This window comes from Bergeriella denitrificans NBRC 102155 (assembly GCF_001592185.1).
In the GTDB taxonomy this organism is placed as follows: domain Bacteria; phylum Pseudomonadota; class Gammaproteobacteria; order Burkholderiales; family Neisseriaceae; genus Neisseria; species Neisseria denitrificans.
Window position 1 is genome coordinate 1 of record NZ_BCWL01000059.1, and the last position, 10,322, is coordinate 10,322.

General features: G+C 55.4%; 12 protein-coding genes. 8 read left to right on the plus strand and 4 right to left on the minus strand.

The features are described from left to right. Positions 1 to 85: 85 nt before the first annotated feature. Together BDE01S_RS04920 and BDE01S_RS04925 are read right to left on the minus strand one after the other, a co-directional pair. Positions 86 to 682, minus strand: a complete 597-nt coding sequence (locus BDE01S_RS04920) for a sugar O-acetyltransferase (protein ID WP_066078077.1) — start codon at positions 680 to 682, stop codon at positions 86 to 88. Positions 683 to 699: 17 nt separating this feature from the next. Then, the gene (locus tag BDE01S_RS04925) at positions 700 to 1,494 is read right to left on the minus strand and encodes a thymidylate synthase (protein ID WP_066078080.1); all 795 of its coding nucleotides are present in this window, start codon (positions 1,492 to 1,494) and stop codon (positions 700 to 702) included. 159 nt (positions 1,495 to 1,653) lie between these two features. Between BDE01S_RS04925 and BDE01S_RS04930 the strand changes: the two genes are divergently transcribed. Together BDE01S_RS04930 and BDE01S_RS04935 are read left to right on the plus strand one after the other, a co-directional pair. Next, the gene (locus tag BDE01S_RS04930) at positions 1,654 to 2,187 is read left to right on the plus strand and encodes an inorganic diphosphatase (protein ID WP_066078085.1); all 534 of its coding nucleotides are present in this window, start codon (positions 1,654 to 1,656) and stop codon (positions 2,185 to 2,187) included. Between the two features lie 149 nt (positions 2,188 to 2,336). Continuing rightward, positions 2,337 to 3,593: an RsmB/NOP family class I SAM-dependent RNA methyltransferase gene (locus BDE01S_RS04935; protein ID WP_066078088.1), complete on the plus strand. Its 1,257-nt coding sequence runs from the start codon at positions 2,337 to 2,339 to the stop codon at positions 3,591 to 3,593. 136 nt (positions 3,594 to 3,729) lie between these two features. Here BDE01S_RS04935 and BDE01S_RS04940 read toward each other — a convergent pair whose 3' ends face one another. Beyond that, positions 3,730 to 4,026 carry an AzlD family protein gene (locus BDE01S_RS04940; protein ID WP_255265791.1) on the minus strand — a complete coding sequence of 99 codons (297 nt, stop codon included), beginning with the start codon at positions 4,024 to 4,026 and terminating at the stop codon, positions 3,730 to 3,732. Between the two features lie 2 nt (positions 4,027 to 4,028). Further along, positions 4,029 to 4,739, minus strand: coding sequence for an AzlC family ABC transporter permease (locus BDE01S_RS04945; protein ID WP_066078092.1), 711 nt, complete (start codon positions 4,737 to 4,739; stop codon positions 4,029 to 4,031). Positions 4,740 to 4,869: 130 nt separating this feature from the next. On the opposite strand from BDE01S_RS04945, the gene BDE01S_RS04950 reads away from it, so the two are divergent. From BDE01S_RS04950 to ndk, 6 genes are all read left to right on the plus strand, one after another. Next, entirely contained in the window at positions 4,870 to 5,328 is a 459-nt protein-coding gene (locus tag BDE01S_RS04950; RefSeq protein ID WP_066078096.1) for an Lrp/AsnC family transcriptional regulator, read from the plus strand. A gap of 169 nt (positions 5,329 to 5,497) precedes the next feature. After that, complete coding sequence (gene cmk, locus BDE01S_RS04955) at positions 5,498 to 6,157, plus strand: (d)CMP kinase (protein ID WP_066078099.1); 660 nt, start codon at positions 5,498 to 5,500, stop codon at positions 6,155 to 6,157. A 155-nt stretch (positions 6,158 to 6,312) separates the two neighbouring features. Beyond that, a complete protein-coding gene (gene rpsA, locus BDE01S_RS04960) occupies positions 6,313 to 7,998 on the plus strand; it encodes a 30S ribosomal protein S1 (protein WP_066078102.1) in 1,686 nt (561 codons plus the stop codon). Between the two features lie 13 nt (positions 7,999 to 8,011). Beyond that, positions 8,012 to 8,326, plus strand: coding sequence for an integration host factor subunit beta (locus tag BDE01S_RS04965; protein WP_066078106.1), 315 nt, complete (start codon positions 8,012 to 8,014; stop codon positions 8,324 to 8,326). A gap of 230 nt (positions 8,327 to 8,556) precedes the next feature. Beyond that, positions 8,557 to 9,699: a cell division protein ZapE gene (gene zapE / locus BDE01S_RS04970; RefSeq protein WP_066078109.1), complete on the plus strand. Its 1,143-nt coding sequence runs from the start codon at positions 8,557 to 8,559 to the stop codon at positions 9,697 to 9,699. A gap of 107 nt (positions 9,700 to 9,806) precedes the next feature. Further along, positions 9,807 to 10,232 (plus strand): nucleoside-diphosphate kinase, encoded by a 426-nt coding sequence (ndk, locus tag BDE01S_RS04975; protein WP_066078113.1) that lies wholly within the window; start codon positions 9,807 to 9,809, stop codon positions 10,230 to 10,232. Positions 10,233 to 10,322 lie beyond the last annotated feature (90 nt).

The following is a 10,322-nucleotide window of genomic DNA, read 5'->3' on the forward strand; positions in this document are numbered from 1 at the left end:
GATGGGTTTTTATGGTCTGAATATACGGCATAAAGCGGGTGCGCTGAAGCGCGGAAATGCCGTATGGTTCCGATGTTGAATGACTTTATTTTCCGAAACGGTGCGGATTTTCCCTATCCGCTTCGGTAATCGCCCGCACTACGCGGCAGGGTACGCCGGCGGCGACAACGTTGTCGGGAATATCCCGGGTTACCACGCTGCCCGCGGCAATCACGACATTGCTGCCGATGGTTACGCCCGGCATGACTTTGACGCCGCCGCCTATCCACACATCGTCGCCCACCGTAATCGGGTGCGCGTATTCCAAACCCTGATTGCGCCGCCCGCTGTCGACGGGGTGTCCGGCGGTGTAAAAGCCGCAGTCGGGCGCGATGAAGACGTTGCGTCCGAAAGTGACTTTCGCCGCGTCGAGAATCACCAGATTGTGGTTGGCATAGAAATTGTCGCCCAATTCGATGTTGTAGCCGTAATCGCACCAAAACGGCTGGGTGATGAAAAACGATTGCGGCGTTTTACCCAGCAGTTTGCGTAAAATTTCGGTTTGCCTGCCGCTTTCAGACGGCCGTGTTTGGTTGAATTCAAAACACAAATCTTTGGCGGCCAAGCGTTCGGCGGCCAATTCGGGATTGTGGTTGGCGTCATAAAGCTCGTGGTCGAGCATTTTCTGTTTTTCGGTTTTCATGTGGTCGGGCTTGCCGTTTATACCGCGACCGCCGCTTTGATATGCGGGTGCGGGTCGTAGCCGCTTAATTCAAAATCTTCAAACTTGAAATCAAACAAATCTTTGACTTCAGGGTTCAGCGTCATGGTCGGCAGCGCGCGCGGCTCGCGGGTGAGCTGTAATTCGGCCTGCTCGAAATGATTGCTGTACAAATGCGCGTCGCCGAAGGTGTGGATAAACTCACCCGGCTGCAGGCCGCATACTTGCGCCATCATCATCGTCAGCAGCGCGTAGCTGGCAATATTGAACGGCACGCCCAGGAAAATATCGGCGCTGCGCTGGTACAGCTGGCAGGAAAGTTTGCCGTCGGCTACATAAAACTGAAACAGTGCGTGGCAGGGCGGCAACGCCATTTCGTCCACCAGCGCCGGATTCCAGGCCGACACAATCAGGCGGCGGGAATCGGGGTTGTTTTTGATTTGCGCCACCAGATTGCTGATTTGGTCGATATGGCGGCCGTCGGGCGCGGGCCAGCTGCGCCACTGGTAGCCGTAAACCGGACCTAAGTCGCCGTTTTCGTCCGCCCATTCGTCCCAAATAGATACCTGATTGTCTTTCAGATATTTGATGTTGGTGTCGCCTTTGAGAAACCACAGCAGCTCGTGAATAATGGAGCGCAGATGCAGCTTTTTGGTGGTTAAAAGCGGGAAGCCTTCGCTCAAATCGAAACGCATTTGGTAGCCGAATACCGAGCGCGTACCCGTGCCCGTGCGGTCGGATTTGTCGGTACCGTGTTCGAGCACATGGCGCATTAAGTCTTGATAGGCTTTCATGGGATTCCTTGCATTTGAGATTGCGGTAACGGCGTATTGTAGCACCGTGTCCGCAAAAAAGGCCGTCTGAAAACGCGCAGGCGAAATTTGCTTTTTCAGACGGCCGGTTGTTTGCTATACTTTCCAAGTTTGGACAGACTTATTTAAAAAAGGAATATCATGGCTGATTTCAACCAAATCCTGACCCCGGGCGATGTGGACGGCGGCATTATCAATGTTGTGAACGAAATCCCGCAGGGCAGCAACCACAAAATCGAATGGAACCGCAAGCTGGCGGCCTTCCAACTCGACCGCGTCGAGCCTGCTATTTTCGCCAAGCCGACCAACTACGGCTTTATCCCGCAAACGCTGGACGAAGACGGCGACGAATTGGACGTATTGCTGGTGACCGAGCAGCCGCTGGCAACCGGCGTATTCCTCGAAGCGCGCGTTATCGGCGTGATGAAATTCGTGGACGACGGCGAAGTGGACGATAAAATCGTCTGCGTACCGGCCGACGACCGCAACAACGGCAACGCCTACAAAACCCTGGCCGACCTGCCGCAGCAGTTAATCAAACAAATCGAATTCCACTTCAATCACTACAAAGACCTGAAAAAAGCCGGCACCACCCAAGTCACCAAATGGGGCGATGCGGAAGAAGCCAAAGAAGTGATTAAAGAATCCATCGAGCGTTGGAACCAACAGGCCTAAGCCGCCTGCAACGCCTAAGGGAGCCGTCTGAAAACAGGGGTGGAAAGCCTTCCGTTTTCAGACGGCCTTTTCCGCTGTTTTACCGCCGCATTCGGGCAGAATGAGCGCCGCACATTCCCAGCCTGTGCAGATACCGACACGCAAACGCCATGAATCCCATCCAAATCGAACACACCGCCGCCGTATTGGCCGACATGCTGACTTTTAAGCAGCCCGCCGATGCCGTACTTTCCGCCTATTTCCGCGCCCATAAAAAGCTCGGCCGCCAAGACCGCCACGAAATCGCCGAAACCGCTTTTGCCGCCCTGCGCCATTACCAGAAAATCGCCGCATCGCTGCGCCGCCCGTCCGAGCAGCCGCGCAAAGCCGCATTGGCCGCGCTGGTGTTGGGACGCAGCATCAACATCGGCCGCCTGCAGGATATTTTGGACGAAGACGAGCAAGCCTTTCTCAGCCGTCTGAAAAGCCGCAAAAGCGAATTTTCAGACGGCCTGAACACCGCCGCCGAGCTGCCGCAATGGCTGGTTGAGCGTTTGCAGCAGCATCTTTCCGACGACGAAATCCTCGCATTCGGCCGCAGCATCAGCAACCCCGCGCCGCTGGATATCCGCGTCAACACCCTGAAAACCAAGCGCGATAAAGCGTTGGCGCAGCTGCAAAGCGAAGGCATCGCCGCCGAAGCCGCGCCGTTTTCGCCCTGGGGCATCCGTTTGCAGGAAAAAATCGCGCTCAACAAACACCCCCTGTTTTTGGACGGCGCATTGGAAGTGCAGGACGAAGGCAGCCAGCTGCTGGCGCTGCTGCTGGGCGCGAAACGCGGCGAAATCGTGGTCGATTTCTGCGCCGGCGCGGGCGGCAAAACCCTGGCTGTCGGCGCGCAAATGGCCAATAAAGGCCGCATTTACGCGTTTGATATTGCCGAAAAACGTCTGGCCAACCTCAAGCCGCGCATGACCCGCGCCGGTCTGACCAATATCCACCCCGAGCGCATCAGCAGCGAACACGATCCGCGCATCGCCCGCCTGAGCGGCAAAGCCGACCGCGTGCTGGTCGATGCCCCGTGCTCCGGCTTGGGCACGCTGCGCCGCAATCCCGATTTGAAATACCGCCAGTCTCCCGACACCATCGCCAAACTTTTGGAACAGCAGCACAGCATCTTGGATGCCGCCGCCGGATTGGTGAAAGAGCAGGGTCGTTTGGTGTATGCCACCTGCTCGGTGCTGCCGGAAGAAAACGAAATGCAGGCCGAACGCTTTTTGGCGGAACATCCCGAATTCGAGCTGATGGATTGCAGCAGCCTGCTGGCCGGCCTGAAAGTGGATTTGAACACCGGCCCGTACCTGAGCCTGAATTCCGCCGCGCATCATACCGACGGATTTTTCGCCGCCGTTTTTCAAAGAAAATAGCCGTTTGAGCGCAATCTGCCGGCAGCAGGGCAGGTGTAGGATATGATAAAGCCGTCTGAAAATTGTATTTTCAGACGGCTTTGACGTTTAAAGAGAAAAAGATGAAGTCGTTATGCGAGGCGAAACACGCAGCCGCTCAGCGCATCAAATAACCCAACAATCCCGAAGTGCCCACGCCCACCAATACCGTGGTCAGCATGGAGAAGCGGCTGGCGGCGATGACGGTAAGCGCGATGGCGATCAGCTCGTGCGGTTTGTCGGACACGAAATACGGCGCAATCACCGAAATCAGCACACAGCCCGGCGCGGCGGCCATCACGGCTTGGGCGTGGGGGCTTAAAGTGCGGTTGCGCAGCGCGAAAAAGCCGATTAAGCGGGTGGAGTAGGTTACGGCCAGCATGGCGAGAAACACCAAAAAAGAATCGAAAGCCACCGTCATTTCCGTTCTCCCCAATAATAGGCCGACAGCAATCCGGCCAGCGCACCGGCAGGCACATACCACGCGCCGTCTGCCGACAGATAAGTCACGGCGGCCGTAACCAGGCTTACCAGCCACGGACGGGCGGCGGCAAAGCCTTTCCACATGCCGCGCATCAATACCAGAAATACAGCGGGAAACGCCATGCCGAAACCCCAGGCGGCTACATCGTCGAACATCGGCCCGACCGCCGCACCCAGCGCGGCAAAGCAGGCCCAACAAAGATACATCACCGCGCAAGTACCCGCGTAATACGGCATATTAAACGCAGGCAGCCCCTGCGCTTTACGCTTTTGCGCCTCCGCCAAACCCATCGCCCACGTTTCGTCGCACATAAAAAACAGCGCGGGCATCACCTTTTTCAGCGGCATGTCTTTCAAATAAGGCGCCAGCGCCGCACCCATCAGGATATGGCGCGAATTAATCATAAACGTGACCGTCGCAATCAGCAGCACCGGCAGCGGGTGCGCCCACAGATTCACCGCGGCAAACTCCGAGCCGCCGGCGAAATTCATGGAAGTCATCATCAGCATTTCCAGCCAGCTCATGCCTTTCTGCCCGCCCTGTACGCCGAGAATCAGCGCCCAAGGCAAAAGGCCGATGAGCATGGGCGAGCATTCTTTCATGCCGCGCGTAAATTCGGATTGTGGAGAAGTTGTCATGGTCATATTTCGTTTGGAAGCGTCAGGCAGGCATTATAAAGTTTTTCAGACGGCATTGGGTTGCAAATAAACGCTTTTTTTGGCTAATATCGGCATTGGATTTCATAAAACGGTAAAATATTCGAACGGAGTGCCTATGAAGCCGGATAACACCGACAGAAAGATTTTGAAAGCCCTGCAGCAGGACGGCAGATTGCAGAATGTCGAATTGGCCAAGCAGATCGGCCTGTCGCCGTCTTCCTGCCTCAGGCGGGTCAAACTGCTGGAAGAAGAGGGCATCATCGAGCGTTACAGCGCCAAGCTGAATGCGGGCAAGGTCGGATTGGGCTTTACCGTATTCGCGCGGGTATGGCTGAAAGGGCAGGACGGGGAGACGGTCAGCGGTTTTACCGAGGCAGTAGGCCGTCTGAAACAGATTACCGAATGCCATCTGATGGCGGGCGACAGCGATTTCCTGCTGCGTATCGTGGCGGCGGATTTGCAGGATTATTGGCGTTTCCAAACCGATTATCTGGCGCAGATTCCGGGCGTGCAAAACATCAAAACCGACATTCCGCTTTTGGTGGTGAAATCGGATACCGACCTGCCGCTTTAGCGGGCTTAAAAAAACGGCGGAAATTCCTTATAATGCAGGCACAGATATTTTTCAGACGGCCTGTCCGTCGCAATCGGCATTATATAGTCGGAGCGTAAATTCTGATATAAGGCGAGCCAATGCCGTAGCAGAAATTACGCTTCGACTATACATACGGGAGATTAGCCGCATGTCAGACACACAGAAAGTAATCGCCATCGACGGTCCCAGCGCCTCCGGCAAGGGTACGGTCGCCGCACGCGTGGCCGCCGCTTTGGGTTTCGACTATTTGGATTCCGGCGCCTTATACCGCCTGACCGCGCTGTATGCACAAAAACAGCATGTGGAATGGACGGACGCCGCAGGCGTGGCCGCGCTGGCGGAAAACCTGCCGGTGCGTTTCGACGGAGGCGCGGTGCTGCTTGACGGCGAGGACGTTTCTGCCGATATCCGCAGCGAAGCCATCGGCATGGGCGCATCGGCGGTGGCGCAGCTGCCCGAAGTGCGCGCCGCCCTGTTGCAGCGCCAGCGCGATTTTCTGACCGATAAAGGCTTGGTGGCCGACGGGCGCGACATCGGCTCGGTGATTTTCCCGCAGGCGCAGTTGAAGATTTTTCTGACCGCCAGCGCACGCGTGCGTGCCGAGCGCCGCGCCAAGCAAATCGGCCTGCCGTGCGAGGGCGTAGCGTTCGACCGCATTTTGGCGGACATCGAAGCACGCGATGAAGCCGACCGCCGTCGCGCCGTTGCGCCGCTGCAGCAGCTGCCCGATGCCGAGCTGCTGGATACCACGGACTTGGGTATCGAAGAAACCGTAAAAAAAGTGCTTGATTGGTATCATAAAGTTTGAAAATTACGGTATAATCCGAAAATTCGGTTTTCAGACGGCCTTTTTGCGTAAAAGGCCGTCTGAGAATACGTGCTTTATCCGTCTGCCGCGCCAAGGGCGGCAGATGTTTCCCAACCAAACCCGCACCCCTTGGCGGTGTACCGAAAAGAGTTAATATGACTATGGAAAATTTTGCCCAGTTGTTGGAAGAAAGCTTCACCCTGCAAGAGATGAACCCAGGTGAGGTGATTACTGCCGAAGTGGTGGGTATCGACCAAAACTTCGTGACTGTAAACGCAGGTTTGAAATCAGAATCTCTGATTGATGTAGCTGAATTCAAAAACGCCCAGGGCGAGATTGAAGTAAAAGTAGGCGACTTCGTGACCGTTACCATCGAATCCGTTGAAAACGGCTTCGGTGAAACCAAACTGTCACGCGAAAAAGCCAAACGCGCTGCCGACTGGATTGCTTTGGAAGAAGCCATGGAAAACGGCGACATCCTGTCCGGCGTGATCAACGGCAAAGTCAAAGGCGGCCTGACCGTGATGATCAACAGCATCCGCGCATTCCTGCCGGGTTCGCTGGTTGACGTGCGCCCTGTGAAAGACACTTCGCACTTTGAAGGCAAAGAAATCGAATTCAAAGTCATCAAATTGGACAAAAAACGCAACAACGTGGTGGTATCCCGCCGCGCCGTTTTGGAAGCCACTTTGGGCGAAGAGCGCAAAGCCCTGCTGGAAAACCTGCAGGAAGGCGCAGTGGTTAAAGGTATCGTTAAAAACATCACCGACTACGGTGCGTTCGTTGATTTGGGCGGCATCGACGGCCTGCTGCACATCACCGACCTGGCATGGCGCCGCGTGAAACACCCGAGCGAAGTGTTGGAAGTCGGCCAAGAAGTAGAAGCCAAAGTCTTGAAATTCGACCAAGACAAACAACGCGTCTCTCTGGGTATGAAACAATTGGGCGAAGATCCTTGGAGCGGTCTGACCCGCCGTTACCCGCAAGGTACCCGCATCTTCGGTAAAGTGTCCAACCTGACCGACTACGGCGCGTTCGTTGAAATCGAACAAGGCATCGAAGGTCTGGTACACGTTTCCGAAATGGATTGGACCAACAAAAACGTACACCCGAGCAAAGTCGTACAGCTGGGCGACGAAGTCGAAGTGATGATTCTGGAAATCGACGAAGACCGCCGCCGTATCTCTTTGGGTATGAAACAATGCCAAGCCAATCCTTGGGAAGAGTTTGCCGCCAACCACAATAAAGGCGACAAACTGTCCGGTGCGGTTAAATCCATCACCGACTTCGGCGTATTCGTAGGTCTGCCGGGCGGCATCGACGGCCTGGTTCACCTGTCTGACCTGTCTTGGACCGAGTCCGGCGAAGAAGCCGTACGCAAATACAAAAAAGGCGAAGAAGTTGAAGCCGTTGTATTGGCCATCGATGTGGACAAAGAGCGCATCTCTTTGGGCATCAAACAGCTGGAAGGCGATCCGTTCAACAACTTCATCAGCGTCAACGACAAAGGCGCGCTGGTGAAAGGCACGGTGAAAAACGTTGACGCCAAAGGCGCGGTTATCGCTCTGACTGAAGAAGTCGAGGCTTACCTGCCTGCTGCCGAATTTGCCGCCGACCGCGTGGAAGACCTGTCTACCAAGCTGAACGCCGGTGATGAAGTGGAAGCCGTCATCGTAACCGTTGACCGCAAAAACCGCAGCATCCGCCTGTCTGTGAAAGCAAAAGACGCCAAAGAAAGCCGCGACGCGCTGAACTCTGTGAACGCCGCTGCGACTGCCAATGCCGGTACCACCAGCTTGGGCGACTTGCTGAAAGCCAAACTGTCAGGCGACCAAGAATAAGGTTGCAGACAAGATGACCAAGTCTGAATTAATGGTTCGTTTGGCAGAAGTTTTTGCCGAAAAAAACGGTAACCAGCTGATGGCTAAAGATGTCGAGTACAGCGTAAAGGTGTTGGTCGATACCATGACCCGTTCGCTGGCTCGCGGCCAACGCATTGAAATCCGCGGTTTCGGCAGCTTCGACTTGAACCATCGTCCGGCCCGAATCGGCCGCAATCCGAAAACCGGCGAGCGCGTGGAAGTGCCCGAAAAGCACGTTCCGCACTTTAAGCCGGGCAAAGAATTGCGCGAGCGCGTGGACATGGCGTTGCAAGAAAGCGCCAAATAAAACCAGCAAGCAAATGCCGCAGAAATGCGGCGTTTTTTTATGCCTGTTTGTCAAGCATAGGCGGCACTTGCTGCCTTTTTGCCCGTTTCCGGTTGATTTCGTCATATAAATCGCCGTAAGGGGCTTGGAGGCCGTCTGAAATCATTTATAATGCCGAAAACGGGGCATGGCCGTCTGAAAAAGCCGTCTGCCCGGCACACAATCCACGATAATGAAAATAAGGTTAAAGCATGAGCGATAGAGAAAATTTGTTTGTCCCGCCGTCTTTCGACAACCACAGCCCCCTGACCTGGTATCAGGCAGCGGCGCAGCAGCCCGGCTTTATCAGCGATAAGGCGCAGGCAGAAGCCATCGAGTATTTGGACCGCTTGTGGACCGAGCTGATGATGTTCAAGCGCAAGCGCAACCGCTTTTTGGGGCGCAGCCTGCGTTCGCCGCAAGTGCCCAAAGGCCTGTATTTCTACGGCGGCGTAGGGCGGGGGAAAAGTTTTCTGATGGACGCGTTTTTCGGCTGCCTGCCGTATAAGCGCAAACGCCGCGTCCACTTCCATGCCTTTATGGCCGAAATCCACAACCGCCTCAAAGGGCTGAAAAGCGAAGCCAATCCGCTGAAAGCCGTGGCTTTGGAAATCGCGGGCGAAACCCGCGTGCTGTGTTTCGACGAATTTCACGTCAGCGATATTGCCGACGCCATGATTTTGGGTCGTCTGCTGGAAAACCTGCTCAATGAAGGCGTGGTGGTGGTGGCGACGTCCAACTACGCCCCCTCGGAGCTTTACCCGCAGGGGCAAAACCGCAGCAGCTTCCTGCCGACCATTGCCCTGATTGAATCCAGCCTGACCGTATTGAATGTGGACGGCGGCGAAGATTACCGCCTGCGTACCCTGAAACCCGCAGAAATTTTCTTTGTGCCGAACGACGAAGCCAGCGAGCAGAAGCTGGGCGCGTTGTTTAAAGATATGTCGGGCGTGGATACCCTGAACCCCGGCATCAGCGTGATTCACGGCCGCGAAATTCCGCATAAAGCGCAATCCGCGCGCGCGGTGTGGTTCGATTTCCGCGCCCTGTGTTTCGGCCCGCGCTCGCAGGCGGATTATCTGTATCTGGCAGAGCGCTACGAAATCGTGTTCGTATCCGGCCTGGAGCGCTTGACGCCGCAGGAGAAAGCCGAAGCGCGCCGCCTGACCTGGCTGATTGACGTGTTGTACGACTTCCGCGTGAAGCTGTGCGCCAGCAGCCAAGTCGAGGTCAACGATATTTATGTGGAAGGGGATTTCGCGCAGGAATTTACCCGCACCGCCAGCCGTATGGTGGAAATGCAGTCGGAAGTCTATCTGGAGCAGCCGCACCTGACGCTGGGTAAAAAAGCATAAGCAGCCTGCCGCTTTTTACCTGGCGGCAGCGAATTTTGGTAGAATAGCGGCGCACTTATGCAATACTATTCCAATCATTCCAATTATGAATTTGTAAGGAGAACCTTATGGCTATCGAACGTACCATTTCTATCGTCAAGCCCGATGCAGTGGCGAAAAACGTTATCGGTAAAATTTACAGCCGTTTTGAGGACAACGGCCTGCGTATCGTCGCAGCCAAAATGAAACACCTGACCGTGCGCGAAGCGCAAGACTTTTACGCCGTACACAAAGAGCGTCCGTTTTTCGGCGAGCTGGTTGAGTTTATGACCAGCGGCCCCGTGATGATTCAGGTATTGGAAGGCGAAAACGCCGTAGCCAAAAACCGCGAGCTGATGGGTGCAACCAATCCGGCCGAAGCCGCGCCCGGCACCATCCGCGCGGATTTTGCCGATTCATTGAGCGTTAACGCGGTACACGGCTCCGACAGCTTGGAAAACGCCGCCATCGAAATCGCCTACTTCTTCAGCCAAAGCGAAATCTGCCCGCGCTGATTGACTTTTAGGTTGAGCAGGCCGTCTGAACGAAGTAAAAGTTCAGACGGCCGCAAGGCTTTGTTTGCTGCATTTTTCAGACGGCTTCGA

Excerpts from the sequence above, each read along its gene's own strand:
- BDE01S_RS04950 (WP_066078096.1), top strand. The coding sequence starts at position 4,870 with ATGAAGCCGGATAACACCGACAGAAAGATTTTGAAAGCCCTGCAGCAG.
- ndk (WP_066078113.1), top strand. The coding sequence starts at position 9,807 with ATGGCTATCGAACGTACCATTTCTATCGTCAAGCCCGATGCAGTGGCG.
- BDE01S_RS04945 (WP_066078092.1), bottom strand. The coding sequence starts at position 4,739 with ATGACCATGACAACTTCTCCACAATCCGAATTTACGCGCGGCATGAAA.
- cmk (WP_066078099.1), top strand. The coding sequence starts at position 5,498 with ATGTCAGACACACAGAAAGTAATCGCCATCGACGGTCCCAGCGCCTCC.
- BDE01S_RS04930 (WP_066078085.1), top strand. The coding sequence starts at position 1,654 with ATGGCTGATTTCAACCAAATCCTGACCCCGGGCGATGTGGACGGCGGC.
- BDE01S_RS04925 (WP_066078080.1), bottom strand. The coding sequence starts at position 1,494 with ATGAAAGCCTATCAAGACTTAATGCGCCATGTGCTCGAACACGGTACC.
- BDE01S_RS04965 (WP_066078106.1), top strand. The coding sequence starts at position 8,012 with ATGACCAAGTCTGAATTAATGGTTCGTTTGGCAGAAGTTTTTGCCGAA.
- zapE (WP_066078109.1), top strand. The coding sequence starts at position 8,557 with ATGAGCGATAGAGAAAATTTGTTTGTCCCGCCGTCTTTCGACAACCAC.
- rpsA (WP_066078102.1), top strand. The coding sequence starts at position 6,313 with ATGACTATGGAAAATTTTGCCCAGTTGTTGGAAGAAAGCTTCACCCTG.
- BDE01S_RS04935 (WP_066078088.1), top strand. The coding sequence starts at position 2,337 with ATGAATCCCATCCAAATCGAACACACCGCCGCCGTATTGGCCGACATG.
- BDE01S_RS04920 (WP_066078077.1), bottom strand. The coding sequence starts at position 682 with ATGAAAACCGAAAAACAGAAAATGCTCGACCACGAGCTTTATGACGCC.